The sequence below is a fragment of the Mycolicibacterium vinylchloridicum genome, from assembly GCF_013404075.1.
GTDB lineage: Bacteria > Actinomycetota > Actinomycetes > Mycobacteriales > Mycobacteriaceae > Mycobacterium > Mycobacterium vinylchloridicum.
Genome location: NZ_JACBJQ010000001.1, coordinates 147581 through 167019, shown reverse-complemented (window position 1 = coordinate 167019; position 19439 = coordinate 147581). Strand labels below are relative to the sequence as shown.

Genomic DNA, 19439 nt, shown 5'->3' with positions numbered 1-19439 from the left:
GACTGTCGGGGGATTGTCATGAAGCGTCAGCGCCGACGTCTGTGGTTAGCCGCCGGTGCGGTTTCAGTCGGCCTCGGTGCCGCGGTTACCAGCGGGACCGCTCTCGCCCACGCCGACACCAACGAGTCGTCGTCGGCTTCAGGTTCCGCGAAGCCGCGCGCCGCGTCGGCCGCGACACATCCGCGTGCCACGCGTCACCAGCAGCTCGAACAGGCCGTCGGTGTGCGTCGCGCCGCGACAGTATCCAGACCGGCGAATGCGCCTTCACCCGTCGAGAGGCGGGCATCGGTCGGACGTGCGCCGCTGGTCCCCGCGGCCGCGCGCCAGCTTGCGGCGGCTGTGCCGGCACCACCGCCTCCCGGGGCACTCCTCCCGCGGCTGTTCAACGCGCTGGTACCGCTGATCAACAACACACCGATCCGCGACTTGCTCAACGTATTCGACCCAGTGGGCACGCCGGGTGCCACCGTGATCCGTCTGGTGGGGGCGCCGTCCGGTGCAGTGCTCAGCCCCAACGGCAAGCTGCTGTTCGAACTCACCGTGCCGCCGAATCCGCTCGGGCCCTTCTATATCCCGCCGGCGTACTCGACACTGACAGAGATCAACACAGCGACGAATACCGTTGTCGGAGTTCCGATCAACATCCGCGGGGTGCCAATAGGCACTCCGGTGGTCAGCGCCGACGGAACCCGTGTCTATCAGACCTCCTCAGTGGCCGCGACCAACTCGACGTACGTGACGGTGATCGATACGGCACACAACACCGTCGTCGGCAAGCCGGTCCGTCTGGACGGCTGGGCGACAGGAGCGGTGGTGCTCAGCTCGGACGGCCGCTACGCCTTCCTGGCGACCAACACCAGCGTCGGCGGGGTTTCCACGGCGAAAGTGACCGCCATCGACACCGACACGGTCGCCACAGTTGGCGCTCCGGTGACGTTGGACGGCTTCATCCTGGGGTCGACCGTTCTCAACGCCGACGCCAGCCGGCTGTGCGTCATCTTCCAACCGAACCCCAGCTCGACCAGCGCCGACGAACTCGCGGTGATCGACACTGCGGACATGTCGCTGGTCAGCCCGACGATAGCCATGGACGGCTACACCAAGGGCAGTGTCGTGGTGAGTCCCGACGGCACCCGCGCGGCGGTGACCACCATCACCGGTGACATCAGCAGCAGCACCGTGGCGGTCACTTTGGTCGACCTCGCCGACGGGGTCGTGATCGAAACGCCGACGATCTACGAGGGCGGCCCCTACAGTGCCGAAGCCGCCCCGGTGGTCTTCAGCGACGGCGGGGCGCGGATCAATCAGGTCACTCAAATCTATGACCCGGACAGCAAATCCGCCTCGACGGTACTCACGGTCATCGACAGCAGCACCGGAGATATCGTCGGCACGCCTATCACTGTGCCCGCCAACAACACTCGCTTGGGGACGGTGCTGGTGCCCGACCCGATGGGCAGCCACCTCTTCATCGCGTCGCCGATCGAGAACAAGTCGACCTCGACGTACGACTCGACGGTGATCACCGTCGTCGACACCACCGACGGCACGGTGGTGGGAACTCCGGTGACGGTGGGGGGTTACGGCGCGATGGTGTCCGGTCCCGACGCCGACAGTGTGTACCTCTCTGCCGGCACCGTCGCCGACCAGTCCCAGGTCAGTGTCATCAACGGCGACGGTTCGGCCACCGGTAGCTCGAGGTGGCTGACCGGGGCGCCGACAGTCCTCCTGGTGACTCACGGTGGTTCACGTGTGTATCAGCTCACCGCTGTCGGCTCGCATGCGGAGGTGACGGCACTGACGGCCGCCACGGCGATCTCGACAGGCGCACAACGCGTCAACGGCACCGTCTACAGCGCGCTGATTGCCCCCGACGGCACCAGGATCTACGACACCAACAATGGATCCTCACCACTGTTGTCGTTGTCTTTCCCCTACCGGGTGACGGTGGTGAACACGAGCGTGCTCGGCTAGAGCGCGTCCGTTACGACGCTGAACCGGGCCACGGCCGCATCCAGCCCTCGACCGGCAGGTCCAGCCCGTTGCACAGCGTGCACACCGTCCGGTACCAGCCGACGGCGATCAGTAATTCCATCCGCTGTTCGTCGTCGAAGTTCTCACCCAGGGCCGCCCAGGTCGCCGACGACCATGACCCGGTCCGCTCCAATTCGTCGACGGAGACGATGAGCGTGCGCTCGTCGTCGCTCCACCGCGGATCGGTGGCGTCGCCGACGGCCAGCGCATCCGCCTCATCGCCGGACACCCCGGCGATCGGTCCCCAGAACGCCGCCTGCCCGCCCCACTCGTAGGCGCAACGCACCAACCCGCAGATCCGCAGGATCGCGATGGTGCGCGCACGCGGTGCCAGCCGGGTGTCGAGGTAGAGCGACTCGCCCATCTTGCGCAGCTTGCGGGCCATGTCGGGGTGGCGCTGCAGGCACCGCACCAGCAGCAGCGGCTCATAGGTCCGGTCGGGGTGGCCCCAGCTGCCGATATCGGCGGCGTCCTCGGAGCTCCACGGCTCGGCCAGCGGCGCGACCCGGCTCACGCGGTGGGCGCCGGTTGCCGGCCGCGGATCAGCTTGCCCGGCCGGGCGGCGGTGGGCACACCGTTCTCGGAAATCACCTCGCCGGACACGATCGTCGCCACATAGCCGTCGGCGGTCTGATCGAGTCGGCGTCCGCCTGCGGGCAGATCAGACTTGACTGTCGGCTGGTGCAACCGCAGCGCGTCGGCGTCGATCACGTTGACGTCGGCCTTGTAGCCCACCGCGAGCCGGCCGCGGTCGGCCAGTCCCGCGATGCGGGCGGGCACCGACGTCAGCTCCTGGATCACCCGCTCCACCGACAGCCTGCCCGACTCGCGATCACGGACCCAATGCGTCAGCATGTAGGTGGGAAAGCTTGCGTCGCAGATCATTCCGTAATGGGCGCCGCCGTCGCCGAGGCCGAGGACGACGTCGTCGCGCTGGATCAGCTCCGCCACCGTGTCCAGCGAGTTGTCGCGGAAGTTGGCCAGCGTGACGAGCAGCATGGCGTGACCGTCATCGTCGAGCAGCCGGTCGTAGGCCTCCTCGAGCGGGCTGACGCCGCGAGCAAGAGCCCGGGCGCCGATCGAATCTTCGGCTGCGGGTTCATAATTGGGCGGGTCGCCGAGCGGGTACATGTAGTCCCACGCTTGGGCGGCGAACATCAACGGATGCCCGTCGCTGGCCGGCTTGTCGTTCAGAATGCGCTCGCGGACTTCGGGTTTGCGCATCTCGGCCACGCGTTCGGCCAGCGGCAGATCAGCGATCTCCCGGTACGCCGGGTACAGAACGAACGGGTTACCGGACAGGTCCAGGCCGAGCACCAGTCCGATCGGGCGCGGGAAGATCTGCCCGGTGACGTCACCACCGTTGGAGTTGGCCTTCTCGACCATGCGCAGTGCGTCGAGGTGGATCGGCGGTCCGGCGTTGCCGATCGCGAGCGTAAACGTCACGGGCAGGCCCACTTCCGAAGCGACGTCGAACACGGCGCTGAGCGCACCCTCGTAATCGCCTGCCATCAAATCGGGCACGAACTGCAGCAGGCCGCCGCCGGCGTCGTCGACACCGCGGGCGATCGCCTCGATCTCCTCGTACTGTGCTTCGTAGCTCGGAATCGGCTGTCCACCAGAGGTTTTGTGCAGGGTCAGACGTGACGATGCGAAGCCGAGCGCGCCTGCGTGAATAGCCTCCGCGGCCAGCTTGCGCATCATCGCCAGGTCCTCGGCGGTGGGCAGCTCGCGGTCGACGCCGCGCTGTCCCATGACGTACACACGCAGCGGGGAATGCGGTAGGAACGCGGCGACGTCGATATCGCGCTGCCGCGACTCCAGGGCGTCGAGGAATTCGGGGAAGGTCTCCCAGGTCCACGGCAGTCCGTCGACCATCACCACACCGGGGATGTCCTCGACGCCGGCCATCACGTCGACGAGTACGTCGTGGTCCTCGGGGCGGCAGGGTGCGAACCCGACGCCGCAGTTACCCATCACCGCCGTCGTCACGCCGTGGGCCGACGACGGTGTCATCCGGTCCGACCAGATCGCCTGACCGTCGTAATGGGTGTGGAGGTCAACGAAGCCCGGGGTGACAAGCAGCCCCGTCGCGTCGATCTCCCGGGTTCCCGTTCCGTCGACGGTGCCGACCGCGGCGATGACGCCGTCGGATATGGCGACGTCACCGCGGTAGGGGTCGCCGCCCGTACCGTCCACGATCGTGCCGTTGCGGATGACCAAGTCGAAACTCATGGGCTCAAATCTACGGTGGCGACCGCAGCAGTCTTCGTGGAATCGACTGTGGCGAGTTCGCAGAATTCGCCGCCCGCCAGATACTGACGCGACAGCAAATGCGGAATATGATTTGTCCAATCTGCCGGGCTGCAACCGGGGGTTGCCATGCACATTTCCGTATATCCGCAGACCAAGTTGCTGGCGGCGCTCGTGGCGGCCGGAGTAGTGGCAGCCGGCGCCCCGCTCGTCACGAGTCCTTCGCGGCCCGCGATGCCGGCCATCTACACCGCTGAAATCCAGCCGGCATCATTCATCACCGACGCGCTGTCCGACGCGGCGATCGTCGTAGGCGCGGTGACCTTGGCGGTCAATGGCACGGTCGACACGATCGCGGAGCTACCGGTGAACTCGCTGGCCCTGTTCTCGACCGCGCTGCTGAACCCCGGTGCAATCGGCAGCCTGCTCAGCTTCGCCGTGCAGTCGACGTTCAATCCGGAGTACAACGCGCCGGTCTACGGGTTCTACGGATCGACGTTGCGGCTGGTGCTGCTGAATCTCGCGTCGGCCCTGTTGCCGGCACCGCTGAATTCGCTGGCCCAGGGCGCCATCGTGGACACCAGTGTCGCCATCGGTAACCTCTTCGCGGGATTGCCGGACCCATCCGTGGGAGATGCGCTGATCGAAGACGCTGTCTACCGAACCGATGTCGGTCGGGTTCTGCTCTCCATCACCAAGGCCATCACCGGTCCGGTACACATGGTCACCAGTGCCGTGGAAGACCTGGCGTGGGTGCCGTACAACGTGGAGGCGTCCATTGAGAACGTCTTCCAGGATCCGGCCGATTTTCCCGGCCTCTTCGGTTTCCTCGCCCGTGACGTGGTGTACGGGGTCGTAGGGGCGGCCTACCAGCTGGTGGAGTTTGGCATCTCCTTGCCGGCGCCGATCGGATCGTCATCGATTGGCCGGTCCAGCTTCGTCACCGACGGGATCGCGTGGAACGCCCTGAACGACTTCTACACCGGTGTCGCCAACGTGGTCGACCTGCTCGTGCCGCCGTCGGTCACCCCCCAGCCGGCCGCCGCCGTCTCGGCTGCGCGCACACCGGCCACCTCCTCCGGCACCGAGCCGCCAGCAGTGAGCTCGTCCGGAAAAGGGATTGCGCGACATAGGGTTCCACTGCGGGGACATCCCGGGGCGAGCGACAAGGCCAACGTCAAGGCCGATGCAAGTAAGCCGGGCGTGAAGCAGTCAACCGGTCACTCAGCGCGTCCGGGCAGGGTCGGATAACCGTTCACCGCGGCCGGTCGGCTGCCACTATGGGAGCCGTGATCGATCACTTCGGAATCAACTGCAGCGACTGGGCCGCGTCGAAGGAGTTCTACGACGCCGTGCTCGGTGTGCTCGGCTATACCCGTCAGATGGACTTCGATGTCGCGATCGGCTACGGCCGCGACGGTAAGCCGGACTTCTGGATCGCCGACGCCTCGGCCGGTGATGCCTCGGGCCCCAACCGTGAGGTGCACATCGCCTTCGCCGCCGCCGACGTCGACGCGGTGAAGGCCTTCTACGACGCCGCACTGGGACTGGGTGCCGAGTCACTGCATGCGCCGCGGTTATGGCCCGAGTACCACCCCGGCTACTACGGTGCATTCGTCCGGGATCCCGACGGCAACAACGTCGAGGCGGTTTTCCACGGCGCGTAGCGTCAGGCCCATGACTGACTCATTGTCGGATGCCACCGCCTCCCGCGAACTGCTGCGGGATTCCTTCACTCGCATCATCGAACATGTCAACGACCTCACCGACGACGTCTCGTTCTTCCGGCCGACGGCGACGGCCAACAGCATCGCGTGGTTGATCTGGCACAGCGCTCGTGTCCAGGACGCTCAGCTGGCCGATATCGCCGGAACCGATCAGGTGTGGTTCACCGGCGGCTGGGTCGACCGCTTCGGGCTGGACCTGCCCCGTGACGCGCACGGCTACGGGCACACTCCCGATGAGGTCGGCAAGGTCCGTGCGCCCGCCGATCTGCTGGCCGGCTACTACCACGCCGTGCACAAGGCGACGCTGGAGTACATCGCCAGCGTCACCACCGATGAGCTTGCTCGTGTGGTCGACACGAACTGGGATCCGCCCGTGACAGCCAGCATTCGGTTGGTCAGCATCATCGACGACTGCGCACAGCATCTCGGCCAGGCGGCCTACGTGCGGGGCATCGCCCGCTGAGCGCCCACGCGGTGCGGTGGTGGCCGCCGATCGGGTTGGCGTCCATGGTGCTACTGGGCTGCGCGGTGGGGCCCGGGTCGACGCCGATCGACGACTGGTTCCAGCGGGCTCGCGGCGGTGCGCTGGGCTGGCTGCTGTTCTTCACCGACCAGCGCACCGCCGCGATGATCCTGCTTGCCGGGCTTGCGGTGGCCGCCTACCGCCGGCGCTGGCTGCTCGCCGCGCTCGTTGTGGTGACTCCTGTTGCAGCCGTGTGGCTTTCGCGGATGTTCAAAGACTGGTTCGGCCGGGAGAAGGACGGCGCGGTCGCCTATCCCAGCGGCCACACGACGCTGGTGGTGGTGGTGCTGGGCATGGCGACCGTGGTCCTGGGAGCCCGACTGTACGTCGTGGTGGCCGCGATCGTCTGGGCGCTACTGGGGATGCTCGGTCAGGCGGTGACCTACCACTACTTCACCGACGCCATCGGCGGACTGCTGCTGGGCAGTTCACTGGTGTGTGCGGCTGCCGCGACACTTGCGGCCGGCGCCAAGAAAGCGACCCGCGGATAGCGCACGTCTCACGGCTGCGGGCTCGCCGTTCACCTCGGCGTCACCCCGGGTTTCCCCGTCGCTGATAATTTCCGCGCGTGTCACTGGAGAGCAATGGCTTCACGGTTTTTGACGACGACGATGACGACCCGGTGCTGCTCGACGCCGCGGGACTGGCTGTCGATACCTGGCGGGAGAACTACCCGTACGAGCATCGGATGTCGCGCAACGAGTACGAGGAACAGAAGCGGCTGCTGCAGATCGAGTTGCTGAAGCTGCAGAAGTGGAGCCAGGCCCACGGACTGCGGCACGTCTTCGTCTTCGAGGGGCGCGACGCGGCCGGCAAGGGCGGAACGATCAAGCGCTTCATGGAGCACCTCAATCCGAGAGGCGCGCGGGTGGTGGCACTGGAGAAGCCCACCGAGAAGGAACGCACCCAGTGGTATTTCCAGCGCTACGTCAACCACCTGCCTGCCGCCGGTGAGATCGTCATGTTCGACCGGTCCTGGTACAACCGCGCCGGCGTGGAGCGAGTGATGGGGTACTGCACGCCCAAGCAGCACGCCGAGTTCATCCGCCAGGCGCCGCTGTTCGAACAGATGCTGGTCAACGACGGCATCAGCCTGACCAAGCTCTGGTTCTCGGTGTCGTCGAGCGAGCAGCGCACCCGGTTCACCATCCGCCAGGTCGACCCGGTACGGCAGTGGAAACTGTCGCCGACCGATCTGGCGTCACTGGACAAGTGGCACGAATACACCGCCGCGAAGGAAGACATGTTCGCCTGGACGGACACCGAGGTCGCGCCGTGGACCGTCGTCAAAAGCAACGACAAGAAACGCGCGCGAATCAACGCGATGCGCCATGTGCTGAGTAAGTTCAATTACGACAACAAAGACCATGAGGTGGTCGGCCAGCCCGACCCCTTGATCGTGGGCCGCGCAACTCACTCCGACTGACCCCGCGCGTCCCCGTAGAGGAGGACGCGTGCGGCTCGCGACGACGCTGCTCATGTGGCTCGTCACGACGCTTCTGCTGGCGGTGGCCCTGCCCGCGGTATGGGTGCAACAACATCTTGTCGACGAGGACGGCTACGCGGCGCTGGCCCAGAAGGCGGCCGCGGACCCCGCACTGCAATCCGCGGTGGCCTCGCAATTGACCACCCAGGTGGCCCGGCTGGGCACCAGCGTGAACACCGGCACCGTGAGCCTGGTGGCCGCCACCTACACTTCGAGTGCGTCGTTCCCCGGCCAGTTCGCCCAGGCGAACCGGTTCGCTCACCGGTGGTTGTTCACCGACTCGATTCGCTCGAGCGTGGACTCGCAGGGCCGCTGGGTGATCGACGTCGCGCCGATGCTTTCGGATGCCGCGTTCTCCGAGACGCTGTCGGACTACAACATCACGGTGCCGACGTCAGTGCCAATTCCGCTGACCGACAACGCTCCTTCGGTACTGCGGCCCGGTGCGTTGCGCCTGTTGGGGACCTACGGGCCGTGGGTCAGCGTCGGCCTGGCCGTGCTGACCGGGTTATTCGCGCTACTCACGCTGTTCATCGCCCGAAGCCGCGGAAAGATGCTGGTGGGGTTGGGGGTGTCGGCCCTACTTGTCGGTGCAGCCGGTTGGGCCGCAATCGAATTCGGCCGCCGGAAGCTCAATACGGTGCTGGACAATTCGTCCGGTGACATCCGGCGGATTGCCGACGTACTCGTCGGCACGGCGCAGAACAGCATGCATCAGTGGCTCAACATCACGCTGGTGGTCGGTGGCGGCCTGGTGATCATCGGGGTGATCGTGTCGCTGTTGGTTTCTCTGGCCAAGTCGAGTTAGACATGCCCTTCGTCACCGATATCGTCGGTCCGCAGCAGCCCGTCACCGAGTGGCCACCGCTGCGCCCGGGAACGCGGCGCAGGACGAGCACGATCGACACACATCCGCAGGATGCCCACACGGCCGAGGCGCATCTGCGAGCCCGCGACGTTCGGGTGGATTCGTCTGGCAACCATGAAGTGCTCGACGATGTCGTCGTGCTGGCACGATTGACTGATCGTGTGATCGACGAAATCAGCGGCGGCGACCCACGATTGGACCGACTGCGGGGCGCCAGGGTCGCGCAGGGCTTCCGCGCGATGGTCCGGGATCTGCTGGGCAGCGACACCGAGCGCTCGCCCGCGCTATACCTTCTGCTCGACGACTGGGTCGGCGCAACGTTGGTGACGGGTTACGGTGCGCACCACGCGGACATCACCGGCGGGGTCGAGTGGCCGATGTCGGACGCCATCTCCGACCATCTGGAAGGTATCTGTTCGGGCTTCGCTCCCGGCGCGTCGGCCGTCGACTTCAGCAGGCGCAACATGCTGATGCCCTGCGTGCGTGGGCCACTCGCACCGGTGCTGGGCGAGATGCACCCCGCAGAACCCCTTCGCCCGCACGGTATGCGCCGTATGCGGAGGCTGGACGTCCTTCCGAACGGTGCGACGGCGGCGTTCGACGCACATTTCCGCGACTCCCACGTCGACGCAGCGGGTATCGAGACCATCGTGCACGAGTACGCTGTCGTCGGCCAGATCAACCTTGCCTCGCAGTCGATTTCACAGGTGACGGCGGAGGCGAGGGTGCTGCCGTGGCAGGAGTGCCCCGGTGCCTTGGCCAGTGCGCAGCGACTCGTCGGCATGGCGGTATCCGAATTGCGCGACCGTATTCGGACCGAGTTCACCGGTATTTCGACGTGCACCCATCTCAACGACACGCTTCGGTCGCTGACTGACGCGCATGCGCTACTTGCTGCTCGCGGGTAGGGTCCCGAGCTGTCACGGCTCGATGATGTGCGACGGGTCGGGGCGTCGCCCCGGCGGCGCCTGGCTGTAATCGCCCCACGGGCCGTCTCGACCTTCGACGGCGGCACGGACGCCCTGTGTGCCTGCGGTATTGATGAAGTCCAGGGCCTCCGGGGTGTTGCGCATCAGCCCGTCGAGGATGCCGCCGAGCGTCTGGGTACTCGCCAGGCCCATGTTCTCGTAGGCCTGGTTGACGATCATCTTCTGAGCTTGCAACTGCGACAACGGGATTCGCGCCAAATCGGCGGCGATCTCGGCCACCCGCGCTTCCAGCCGTTCGAACGGAACCGCCTCGTTGATCAGCTCGATGTCGGCGGCCTCTCGTCCGGTCAGCGGGCGTCCGGTCAGCGAGTGCCACTTGGCCCTGCTGAAACTGAGCCGGTAGAGCCACATCCCGGACAGGTAGGCGCCCCACATCCGGCTGTACGGCGTGCCGATCACCGCGTCCTCGCTGGCGATCACCAGATCGGCGCACAATGCGTAGTCGCTGGCGCCGCCCACGCACCAGCCGTGCACCTGCGCGATCACCGGCTTGGACGCCCGCCAGATCGACATGAACTTGCTCGTCGGGCCCGTCGCGCGACCGCTGACCATCGCGAAATCCTTGCCGGGATCCCAGCGGCCGTCGGTCATCATCGACTCACCCCAATGCTGGAATCCGCCGCCGAAGTCGAAGCCGCCGGAGAAGGCTCGCCCCGCCCCCCGCAGCACGATGACCTTGACCGACGGATCGTGTTCGGCCAGCCCGATGGCGGCCTCCACTTCGTCGGGCATGGGCGGGACGATGGTGTTGAGATGTTCGGGCCGATTGAGGGTGACGGTGGCGACGGGGCCGTCGGTGGTGTACAGGACGGTTTCGAATTCGGGCATAACCGCAGTGAAGTGACTTCGACCCGGTTTGGTCAAGAACTTCTCATTGAAGGTATTACCGAATGGCTTACAGTACGATCATCTCGTGTTGCGGGTCATCCAGTGGGCCACCGGTTCGGTGGGCAAGCATTCCGTCGCGGCGGTTCATCGGCATCCTGATCTCGAACTGGTCGGGGCACTGGTCTACAGCGACGACAAGGCGGGTCGTGATGTCGGCGAGCTGTGTGGAATCGGACCGATCGGCGTGCGGACCACCAGGGATTGCGACGAGATCCTCGCGCTGGACGCCGACTGCGTGCTGTACATGCCTCAGGGCGAGATGAATCCTCTTGCTGCGGTCGACGAGATCTGCCGGCTGCTGGCGTCGGGCAAGAACGTGGTGTCGACGGCGGTCACTGCACTCATCTATCCGTTGAGCATGGGCACTCAGGTGGTCGACCGCCTGACGCAGGCGTGCGCCGATGGCGGCACGTCATTTCACGGCACGGGTATCGAACCCGGCTGGGCGGCCGAGGTGTTGCCGTTGACGATGTCGGGGCTGTTCGCCCGCATCGACTCGCTGCTGGTGCAGGAATTGATGGACTACACGACCTACGACAGTGCGCCGATGTTGTTCGACATCATGGGATTCGGCAAGCGTCCCGAAGAGCCGGTACCGATGGCCGACGCGGCTCTGGCCGGCGTGACGTTTCGCGCGCCGCTGATGTTGCTGGCCGAAGGGCTTGGTGCGACGGTCGACGATTTCGTCTACCACCGCGAGATCGCTGTGGCTGCCCACGCGTTCGATGTCAAGGCGGGCCGGGTGGAGGCGGGTACCGTTGCGGCGCAGCGCTTCGGCTACACGGCGGTGGTCAACGGGCGACCCGCGATGACGGTGGAGCACATCACCCGGCTCGGGGACGAGCAGGCACCGGACTGGCCGAACGGGCGCGGATGGAAGGTGACCGTCGAGGGGGAGCCGTCGATGGTGCTCGAGTCCAAGATCGCCACGCACGGCGAGGATGAAACCGATCAGGGCTGTCTGGGCACGGCAATGCATGCGGTGCATGCGGTTTCACCAGTGTGTGCGGCCGCGCCGGGGATCCGGACGTTCCTGGATTTGCCGATGATCACCGGGCGGTACGTGTTGGGCTGACTACTCGTCGTCGACCGGAGCCAGTGCCGGTGGCCGGTCGGGTCGGCTGGAGGCGCCGTAGACACGGCCATTGATCTTGATGAAGGTGGTCCACCGGCCTGCGACGGCGACGAGAGCCAGGGCCAGCAGGATCGATGCGAATAGTCCGCGGCCCCAGTCGGGCCACTGCAACAAGAACACCGACACCGTGGCGATGGCGCAACACGTCCACCAGACTCGCCGTTTGATCGAGTCCGGCGACAGTGTCGCCGATCTCCACAGCGGAAAACTGCTGAAGACGGCGGCAGCGCCGAGTGCGGCCATCGCCGAATACCCGAAGATCTCTTGCACTTTCACCAGCTCCCGCCGCCACCGCCAGGGGATCCGAAGGCGGGGTCGAAGAGCGACCCGATGCCGCCGCCCAGCTGTTCACCGCCCAGCCCTCCGACAATGCTGGCCGCCACGACGATGCCGGCCGTGGTCCACGGCCCGGTAAACGAGCCGGCGAGCGCTGCCGCACCCCACGCAGCCGCAGAGCCGCCGGCCACACCGCCCACTGCGCTGCCGAAGTCTTCGTTGCTGCCGCCGTTGGCCTTTTCGTTGAGCGCGTTGACCAGTTGGATCACGTCGCCCACCTTTCCGACCCGGCCGGCGATGTGCGCCCACTTCTCGGCGTCGGCCGGCGATAGCAGATCTTCCAGCTTCGCGTGCCGCCCGCCAGGTATGCGCTCGCCGTAGGCTTCGACGCCATTGGCCGCCGGTCCGGTGTAGCCCGCGAGATCGCTTCCGTGGTGGAGCATGTCGCCCAGCACCGCCTTGGCGCCGTCCTCGGACATGCCCTGGCTGGTGAGTGCGAACATCGCCTGCTTCACCGCGACGACGCGCCCGAACTGCTCGCCGATGTCGACCTGCTGGGTCGCCTGATCGGGTGTCATCGGCGGCAGGTTGTATAACCCGCCCTGTTCCAGTTGGCGTTGCATGTCGAGTCGGCGCTGAGCCCGCTCGCGGGCATCTTCGCCCAGGACAGGGTCCCTGGGTAGCGGGCCGACGAAGTTCGCCATCCGGAAGTCATCGAGGCGCTCACCGGCCAGCCGTCGTGCATCGGCGTCGGCAGCCGGGTTCGTCGCCGTGGCGAAGTCACGTAGACGTGCTGCGGCATCGGCCTTTTCCGGCGTCATCGGGCCGCCGCCGTTGACCAGAGCTTCGTCCTTGGCGCGCTGATTCACGTCGTAGTACTCGGTGGATTCTCGGCCACGCTGCTCCGGCCCGAGCTCACCGTCGCCGTCGACGTCCTCGATCGCGGCGGGGTCGTATCCGTGCTCAACGCGCAGGTCGGTCATCGACGCTTCCAACTTGGCGCCGTAATCGTCGCGCAGAGCCTCGATCTGCTTCAGCACCCCGGACGTCGCTGCGATCGCGTCGTCCTCCAATGCGGAGATGTCCTGATCCTTGACCAGCGCCTGGTCGATCAACGCGTCGATGTAGTGCAGCTGGGTGTTGAGGTTGTCCACCTGCATATCGGAGAAGCGCTGCGCCTCAGCAAGATCGGCGGCGATAGTGGAGAGGTCCGCGCCGATGGCGGGCAGCTGGTCGCGCTGGACCATCAACCCGGTGGTGGCGCGCTGGACCTCGGCGCTGTCGTTGATCGGGTGCTCGCCGTTCTCCCGGTTCCACGACGCCTGAAAGCGGGCCTGCGCCTGCTGGAATTCGGTGTATGTCTCTGCGGTGCAGGCGCCTGCGTTGTAGAACGCACGTCCCAGCTCGGCGATCTGCCCGGGATCGCCACTCTGCAGCGTCTGGTCGACCTGCCACGGATCGCCACCGGCCTCGCCGATCAGGGCTCCGATGCTGATGTGGACCAGGCTCGGGTAGCCGGTCACAGCACCGAACGCAGGGCCTCGGCGTTGCGTTCCTCCATCTCGACGAACACCGATGCAGTCTTGTGCCCCTTGTCGCCCAGCACTCCAAGGCGATTCTCGTGCTTGCGAAGCCGGTCAACGTGGTTGCTGTGCGCGGCAGCTAGTGCGCCGTGGAACGACGCCGCAGCGGGGAAGTCGCCGAAAATACCTGAGGTCGGACTGACGCGAGACAGCTGGTCAGCGCCCTCCATGGCGAACGAAGCCGCGTTGTACGAGCGGTTTGCACCTGAGCGCATCTCATCGACATCGACCTGCATTGCACACCCCCTGGCATGTTAGCTGTTAGCTAGAGGGTACTCGAAGGGGTTTGCTGGTCAATTCAGCATGCGATGCAGGAACGAGTAGCTCAGCGCCGACTTGAACGCCGTCTGCGCATTGTCGGCCGCCCCGGCATGCCCACCCTCGATGTTCTCGTAGTACCAGACTGGATGGCCGGCCTGCTCCAAGGCCGCCGTCATCTTGCGGGCATGCCCGGGATGCACCCTGTCATCCCGCGTCGAGGTGGTGATCAGGACCGGGGGATAACGCCGGTCGGCCGAAATGTTCTGATATGGCGAGTATTCGGAGATGAACGCCCAGTCCTCGGGATCGTCGGGGTCTCCGTACTCGGCCACCCATGACGCCCCGGCCAGCAGGAGATGGAACCGCTTCATATCGAGCAGCGGCACCTGGCACACCAGCGCGCCGAAGGACTCCGGGTACTTGGTCAGCATGATGCCCATCAACAGACCGCCGTTGCTGCCGCCCTGTGCGCCGAGCTGTGCGACTCCTGCGATACCGCGGGCGACGAGATCGCGTGCCACTGAGGCGAAGTCCTCGGCCACCTTGTGCCGGCCCTCCCGCATCGCCTGGGTGTGCCACGCGGGGCCGTACTCGCCGCCGCCGCGGATATTGGCCAGCACATAGGTTCCGCCCCGGGACAGCCACAGCCGCCCCAGCACGCCGTCGTACCCCGGCGTTCGGGACACCTCGAATCCGCCATAACCGCCCAGCAGGGTCGGCGCCGGTGCCCGGTCATGCTTGTGGCCGACGACGAAGTAGGGGATGGCCGTGCCGTCGTCGGATGTCGCGAAGTGCTGCTGCACCTGGAGGTCCGCGGCATCGAAAAACGAAGGAGCCCGTTTGATCTCGGTCAGCTCACCACCCGCCGTCCCGTGCAGCAGCCGCGACGGGGTGATGAAATCGCTGGAGTCCAAGAAGATTTCGTCACCGTACTCGTCGGTGGACACGATCACGGTGTTCCCGCCGAGACCGTCCAGTTTCTCGCGCGTCCAGGACCCGGGTGTCACGATCTCCACCCGGCTGGCGACATCGACCAGCGTCACCAACAGCAGCCGATCCAGCGTCCAGGAGTACTGGTGCAGGCTGGTGTGCTCGTCGGGTTCGAATACCACCACCAATTCTGCTGTGCCGCCGATGAATTCGTCGTACTTGGCGGCCAGCAGCGACCCGGTCCGATACGACGCAGTGCCCGTGAGCCAATCGCTGCGGAGCTCGATCAGCAGCCACTCCCGGTGCACCGACAAGCTTGCGTCCGTCGGTGCGTCGATGCGGACCAACTCACCCGAACGGAGTTCGTAAACCTGGTCGTTGAAGAAGTCGACGGCTCGGCTCAGCAGAGTGCGTTCGTAGCCGGGGGTTCGGTCCACCGATGCTCCGACGGCCACGTCGGTGACCGGTCCGGTGAAGAGCGTCGTGGCCTCGGCCAGCGGTTGGCCGCGTCGCCACCGCTTGACGATCCGCGGGTAGCCGGACTCGGTCATCGAATCCGGACCGAAGTCGGTGCCCACCAACACCGTGTCGTGGTCCTCCCACGACAACCGCGACTTCGCCTCCGGAAGCTCGAAGCCGCCGACAACGAATTCTCGTGTCACCATGTCGAATTCGCGTACGATCGCAGCATCGGAACCGCCCCGCGACAAACTGATCAGCGCCCGCGTGTAATCGGGCTCGATGACGTCGGCTCCGGCCCACACCCACTTCTCGCCATCGGCGGCGGCCAGCTCGTCGAGGTCGAGGATGACATCCCAGTCGGGTGTCTCGGTGAGGTAGCTCTCGAGCGTGGTCCGCCGCCACAACCCCCTCGGATTGGTGGCGTCGCGCCAGAAGTTGTAGAGGAACTCCCCGCGCCGGCGCACGTAGGGAATCCGCGCGTCGGTGTCGAGCACCTCCAGCGCCTCGGCACGCATCTGCTCGAACGTCTCACCGCTGAATTCGGCGACGGTCGGATCGTTGTGCTTGCGCACCCAGTCCAGCTGCTCGTCACCGGTGATTTCCTCGAGCCAGAGGTACGGATCCGCGGGTTCCTGGGTATCGGTCACGTCCACCATTGTTCCTATATGCGCGATACTCATCGGCATGGGCATCTTCGGCCGGTCCGACAGCGTGGACGAGGTCGACGACGGTGGCTTGCGCAGACGGGTCGATGAGCTGGAACGGCGCGTCGCGCAATTGGAGTGGGCGCTTCGCGATGCCACGTCGTCCGTCGCGTCCGACCAGGTCCGCGATGTCGGCGCACCGGCGGTGAGTCAAGAGGTACTGCAGCTGGCGCTGCAGGGCCAGAAGATCCAGGCCATCAAGGTGCTGCGCGAGCAGACCGGTCTCGGGCTCAAGGAGTCCAAGGACATCGTCGACGGCCTCGCCCCCTGACCGCGCGGAGCCTCCTCAGCTGAGGTGGTGCACCTCCGGCAGCCCGTACACCGGGGTGGCGAGTCCCTCGTAGCGAGCCTTGAGCTGCAGCGCCAGATACAGCGAGTAGTGCCGGGACTGGTGCAGGTTTCCGCCGTGGAACCACAGGTTCTCCTGCCGGGTGGGCTTCCACATGTTGCGCTGCTCGCCCTCCCACGGGCCAGGGTCTTTGGGGGTATCGGAGCCCAGTCCCCACACCTTGCCCACCTTGTCGGCCACACCCTGGCCGATCAGGTCGGCCGCCCAGCCGTTCATCGACCCGTACCCGGTGGCGTACACCACCACATCGGCGGGCAATTCGGTGCCATCGGCCAGCACCACCGAATCCTCGGTGAGCCGGTCCACCTGGCCGTGCGCGAGCTTGATTCGGCCGTCGGCCACCAGGTCGCAGGCGCCGACATCGATGTAGTAGCCGGAACCGCGCCGCAGATATTTCATGAATAGCCCGGAACCGTCTGCACCCCAGTCCAATTCGAAGCCGGCCGCGGCCAGCCGGTCGTAGAAGTCCTTGTCGCGTTCGCGCATTTGGTCGTACAGCGGGATCTGAAATTCGTGCATGATCCGGTACGGCAGCGACGCGAATGTCAGATCCGCCTTCTCGGTGGTCATCCCCGCTGCCAGCGCCCGCTCGGAGTACAGGTCGCCGAGGCCGATGTCCATCAGGGTGTCCGACTTGACGATATGGGTCGACGACCGCTGCACCATGGTCACGTCGACGCCGTTCTCGTAGAGCGCTTTGCAGATGTCGTGCGCGGAGTTGTTCGACCCGATCACCACGGCCTTCTTGCCCACGTAGGCATCAGGTCCCGGGTGTGCGCTGGAGTGGTGCTGGTCGCCGCGGAAGACGTCCTGGCCCGGCAATGCCGGCACGCTGGGTTTGCCCGACATGCCGGTCGCCAGCACCAGCTGGGTCGGATGCAGCGTCAACCGTTCGCCGTCGCGGTCGACCTCGACGCTCCACTGTTTGGCGACTTCGTCATAGGACGCCGCCAGGCACGTCGTCTTCGGCCAGTACGGCACCTCCATGACGCGGGTATAGAACTCCAACCAGTCGCCGATCTTGTCCTTCGGGGCGAACACCGGCCAGTTCTGCGGGAAGGGCAGGTACGGCAGGTGGTCGTACCAGACGGGGTCATGCAGGCACAGCGACTTGTATCGCTTGCGCCACTGATCGCCGGGCCGCTCGTGGCGGTCGACGACGATCGCGGGTACCCCGAGTTGGCGCAGCCGCGCCCCGAGCGCGATCCCGCCCTGCCCGCCCCCGATGACCAGCGCGTAGGGCTGGACAGTCCGGCCCAACTCGGCTTCTTCGTCGGAACGCTTCTGCGCCCAGGAGCGCGGATCCGGGTCGTCGCCGTGCACCGCGCCCAGCACCCGGGTCGGGCCCTTGGCCTCCTCGAAGCCCTTCAGTTCCTGCAGTGCGGTGAGCAGCGTCCAGGCCTGATCGGTCCCGGATTCGCTTCGGAGTCGCAGGTGCCCGACCCCACGACCGGCGGAGGTCTCGAATTCGATGAACGCCGACGTCACATCGCCCTCGGTGGTAGGGGCCTCCCGGGTCCGGAAGCCGGAGGGATCGGTGCCGTCGAGGCAGGCACTGAGCATGCCGGCGATCTCGTTGCGGCCTTCGACGGTCTTGATGTTCCAAGTGAAGCTGACGAGGTCGCGCCAGAAGCTGTCGGTGGCGAACGTGGCTGTGGCCGCGTCGATATCGCGGGCGGCCAATGCGGCCTCGAAGCCGGCCAGCCAGGCATCGACCCGCTGCTGCGGGGTGACGGCTGCCTGAGGTTCCAATGTCGATGTCATGTGAGCCAGAGCACACCCGCGCATCGACGCCGGTCAAGGGTTGCGAGGTGTTGCAATCGTCAACTGCAACGCCCTGCAACTCTGTCGCGGTGTGGTCGCCGTCACATAGAACTGGCCCATGAAAGCAGCTGTCTACTACGGACCGAACAAGGTTGAGATCGCCGACGTCGCCGAACCCGAGCCGGTACCGGGCACCGTGAAGCTCAAGGTCGGCTTCAACGGGATCTGCGGTACCGACCTGCACGAGTACTACGCCGGGCCGATCTTCGTGCCCACTGCCCCGCACCCGCTGACGGGCCGGCAGCTGCCGCTGACCATCGGCCACGAATTCTCCGGGACCATCACCGCGGTCGGTGACGGCGTCACCGGCTGGGCGGAGGGCGACCGGGTCGCCGTCGAACCCATCTACAAGTGCGGCCACTGCGCACCCTGTCGTGCCGGGAACTACAATGTGTGCCAGCACATCGGCTTTCACGGGCTGATGTCCGACGGCGGCATGGCTGAATACACGGTGGTCCCGACGAGCATGCTGCACAAGTTGCCCGACAATGTGTCCCTGGAACTGGGTGCTCTCGTCGAGCCGATGTCGGTGGCCTACCACGCCGCCACTCTCGGCGATGTCGCCCCACCGGACACCGCCGTGGTCTTCGGGGCCGGACCCATCGGCATCGGTCTGTGGTTTGCTCTGCGCGGCAAGGGACTTGACGACGTGTTCGTGGTCGAACCGTCCGCTACCCGACGCGCGGCCATCGAGGTACTCGGCGCCCAGACTCTCGACCCGCTGGCGCTCGATGTTGCGGCCTTCATCGCCGACCACACCGGCGGCGACGGTGCCGATGCGGTGTTCGACGCCGCCGGGGTCACCCCGGCCGTGGCCGCGGCGCTGGCCTGTGTGGGTTCCCGCAAGCCGATGGTCAGCGTTGCGATTTACGAAAAGCCTTTGGATACACCACTTCTCAACCTCGTCATGAACGAGAGCCGTATTCAGGGCTCGCTGTGCTACACCGCTGCGGACTTCGAGTCCGTCATCGCGTTGATGGCCGACGGTGCTTACGACACCACTGGCTGGGTGGCCACGATCGGTATCGACGACGTCGTCGACGAGGGCTTCGAGGCGTTGCACGCCGGCAAGAAGATGAAAGTCTTGGTCGACCCGAACGGAGAATCATGAGTCTGGACCACCGCGGCCTGGTCTACCGGTGAGATG

19 protein-coding genes are annotated in these 19439 nt (G+C 66.1%); 11 read left to right on the top strand and 8 right to left on the bottom strand.

The genetic code is table 11. The annotated features are described in order from the left end of the window. The first annotated feature begins 18 nt into the window (after window positions 1-18). Window positions 19-1974, top strand: coding sequence for a YncE family protein (locus tag HPC46_RS00885; protein ID WP_179466320.1), 1956 nt, complete (start codon window positions 19-21; stop codon window positions 1972-1974). Between the two features lie 10 nt (window positions 1975-1984). Here HPC46_RS00885 and HPC46_RS00880 read toward each other — a convergent pair whose 3' ends face one another. Both HPC46_RS00880 and HPC46_RS00875 read right to left on the bottom strand, forming a co-directional pair. Beyond that, window positions 1985-2548, bottom strand: a complete 564-nt coding sequence (locus HPC46_RS00880) for a carboxymuconolactone decarboxylase family protein (RefSeq protein WP_179466319.1) — start codon at window positions 2546-2548, stop codon at window positions 1985-1987. Further along, complete coding sequence (locus tag HPC46_RS00875) at window positions 2545-4269, bottom strand: N-acyl-D-amino-acid deacylase family protein (RefSeq protein ID WP_179466318.1); 1725 nt, start codon at window positions 4267-4269, stop codon at window positions 2545-2547. Before HPC46_RS00875 ends, HPC46_RS00880 begins: the two co-directional genes overlap by 4 nt. Window positions 4270-4416: 147 nt before the next feature. On the opposite strand from HPC46_RS00875, the gene HPC46_RS00870 reads away from it, so the two are divergent. The 7 genes from HPC46_RS00870 (at window position 4417) to HPC46_RS00840 (ending at window position 9799) form a co-directional block, all read left to right on the top strand. Continuing rightward, window positions 4417-5538: a hypothetical protein gene (locus HPC46_RS00870; RefSeq protein ID WP_179466317.1), complete on the top strand. Its 1122-nt coding sequence runs from the start codon at window positions 4417-4419 to the stop codon at window positions 5536-5538. A gap of 38 nt (window positions 5539-5576) precedes the next feature. Continuing rightward, window positions 5577-5954 (top strand): VOC family protein, encoded by a 378-nt coding sequence (locus HPC46_RS00865; protein WP_179466316.1) that lies wholly within the window; start codon window positions 5577-5579, stop codon window positions 5952-5954. 10 nt (window positions 5955-5964) lie between these two features. Then, window positions 5965-6477, top strand: coding sequence for a mycothiol transferase (locus HPC46_RS00860; protein WP_179466315.1), 513 nt, complete (start codon window positions 5965-5967; stop codon window positions 6475-6477). A gap of 11 nt (window positions 6478-6488) precedes the next feature. Beyond that, window positions 6489-7028, top strand: a complete 540-nt coding sequence (locus HPC46_RS00855) for a phosphatase PAP2 family protein (RefSeq protein WP_179466314.1) — start codon at window positions 6489-6491, stop codon at window positions 7026-7028. A 77-nt stretch (window positions 7029-7105) separates the two neighbouring features. Then, a complete protein-coding gene (gene ppk2 / locus HPC46_RS00850) occupies window positions 7106-7963 on the top strand; it encodes a polyphosphate kinase 2 (protein WP_179466313.1) in 858 nt (285 codons plus the stop codon). A gap of 28 nt (window positions 7964-7991) precedes the next feature. Beyond that, complete coding sequence (locus HPC46_RS00845; protein WP_179466312.1) at window positions 7992-8831, top strand: hypothetical protein; 840 nt, start codon at window positions 7992-7994, stop codon at window positions 8829-8831. A 2-nt stretch (window positions 8832-8833) separates the two neighbouring features. Beyond that, window positions 8834-9799, top strand: a complete 966-nt coding sequence (locus HPC46_RS00840; RefSeq protein WP_179466311.1) for a DUF2889 domain-containing protein — start codon at window positions 8834-8836, stop codon at window positions 9797-9799. Between the two features lie 12 nt (window positions 9800-9811). Here HPC46_RS00840 and HPC46_RS00835 read toward each other — a convergent pair whose 3' ends face one another. Next, window positions 9812-10708 (bottom strand): crotonase/enoyl-CoA hydratase family protein, encoded by an 897-nt coding sequence (locus HPC46_RS00835; protein ID WP_179466310.1) that lies wholly within the window; start codon window positions 10706-10708, stop codon window positions 9812-9814. A gap of 85 nt (window positions 10709-10793) precedes the next feature. Between HPC46_RS00835 and HPC46_RS00830 the strand changes: the two genes are divergently transcribed. Continuing rightward, window positions 10794-11843 (top strand): NAD(P)H-dependent amine dehydrogenase family protein, encoded by a 1050-nt coding sequence (locus tag HPC46_RS00830; protein WP_179466309.1) that lies wholly within the window; start codon window positions 10794-10796, stop codon window positions 11841-11843. Here HPC46_RS00830 and HPC46_RS00825 read toward each other — a convergent pair whose 3' ends face one another. From HPC46_RS00825 to HPC46_RS00810, 4 genes are read right to left on the bottom strand one after another with little or no spacing between them, the layout of a single operon-like run. Beyond that, complete coding sequence (locus HPC46_RS00825) at window positions 11844-12179, bottom strand: hypothetical protein (protein WP_179466308.1); 336 nt, start codon at window positions 12177-12179, stop codon at window positions 11844-11846. Further along, window positions 12176-13702: a putative alpha/beta hydrolase gene (locus HPC46_RS00820; protein WP_179466307.1), complete on the bottom strand. Its 1527-nt coding sequence runs from the start codon at window positions 13700-13702 to the stop codon at window positions 12176-12178. Before HPC46_RS00820 ends, HPC46_RS00825 begins: the two co-directional genes overlap by 4 nt. Further along, window positions 13699-13998 (bottom strand): DUF2563 family protein, encoded by a 300-nt coding sequence (locus HPC46_RS00815; protein WP_179466306.1) that lies wholly within the window; start codon window positions 13996-13998, stop codon window positions 13699-13701. Before HPC46_RS00815 ends, HPC46_RS00820 begins: the two co-directional genes overlap by 4 nt. Window positions 13999-14055: 57 nt before the next feature. Next, window positions 14056-16071, bottom strand: a complete 2016-nt coding sequence (locus tag HPC46_RS00810) for a prolyl oligopeptidase family serine peptidase (protein ID WP_179466525.1) — start codon at window positions 16069-16071, stop codon at window positions 14056-14058. A gap of 28 nt (window positions 16072-16099) precedes the next feature. Here HPC46_RS00810 and HPC46_RS35925 point away from each other — a divergent pair, with 28 nt between their 5' ends. Next, window positions 16100-16390, top strand: a complete 291-nt coding sequence (locus tag HPC46_RS35925; RefSeq protein ID WP_179466305.1) for a ribosomal protein L7/L12 — start codon at window positions 16100-16102, stop codon at window positions 16388-16390. A gap of 15 nt (window positions 16391-16405) precedes the next feature. Here the strand turns inward: HPC46_RS35925 and HPC46_RS00800 are convergent, their stop codons facing one another. Beyond that, complete coding sequence (locus HPC46_RS00800) at window positions 16406-18232, bottom strand: flavin-containing monooxygenase (protein ID WP_179466304.1); 1827 nt, start codon at window positions 18230-18232, stop codon at window positions 16406-16408. Window positions 18233-18350: 118 nt separating this feature from the next. Here HPC46_RS00800 and HPC46_RS00795 point away from each other — a divergent pair, with 118 nt between their 5' ends. Further along, window positions 18351-19403: a 2,3-butanediol dehydrogenase gene (locus HPC46_RS00795; protein WP_179466303.1), complete on the top strand. Its 1053-nt coding sequence runs from the start codon at window positions 18351-18353 to the stop codon at window positions 19401-19403. Window positions 19404-19439 lie beyond the last annotated feature (36 nt).

What these genes read in the sequence shown, in the direction of transcription:
- HPC46_RS00870 (WP_179466317.1), top strand. Translation starts at nt 4,417, where the DNA reads ATGCACATTTCCGTATATCCGCAGACCAAGTTGCTGGCGGCGCTCGTG.
- HPC46_RS00835 (WP_179466310.1), bottom strand. Translation starts at nt 10,708, where the DNA reads ATGCCCGAATTCGAAACCGTCCTGTACACCACCGACGGCCCCGTCGCC.
- HPC46_RS00860 (WP_179466315.1), top strand. Translation starts at nt 5,965, where the DNA reads ATGACTGACTCATTGTCGGATGCCACCGCCTCCCGCGAACTGCTGCGG.
- HPC46_RS00815 (WP_179466306.1), bottom strand. Translation starts at nt 13,998, where the DNA reads ATGCAGGTCGATGTCGATGAGATGCGCTCAGGTGCAAACCGCTCGTAC.
- HPC46_RS00840 (WP_179466311.1), top strand. Translation starts at nt 8,834, where the DNA reads ATGCCCTTCGTCACCGATATCGTCGGTCCGCAGCAGCCCGTCACCGAG.
- HPC46_RS00875 (WP_179466318.1), bottom strand. Translation starts at nt 4,269, where the DNA reads ATGAGTTTCGACTTGGTCATCCGCAACGGCACGATCGTGGACGGTACG.
- HPC46_RS35925 (WP_179466305.1), top strand. Translation starts at nt 16,100, where the DNA reads ATGGGCATCTTCGGCCGGTCCGACAGCGTGGACGAGGTCGACGACGGT.
- HPC46_RS00800 (WP_179466304.1), bottom strand. Translation starts at nt 18,232, where the DNA reads ATGACATCGACATTGGAACCTCAGGCAGCCGTCACCCCGCAGCAGCGG.
- HPC46_RS00810 (WP_179466525.1), bottom strand. Translation starts at nt 16,071, where the DNA reads ATGGTGGACGTGACCGATACCCAGGAACCCGCGGATCCGTACCTCTGG.
- HPC46_RS00885 (WP_179466320.1), top strand. Translation starts at nt 19, where the DNA reads ATGAAGCGTCAGCGCCGACGTCTGTGGTTAGCCGCCGGTGCGGTTTCA.
- HPC46_RS00795 (WP_179466303.1), top strand. Translation starts at nt 18,351, where the DNA reads ATGAAAGCAGCTGTCTACTACGGACCGAACAAGGTTGAGATCGCCGAC.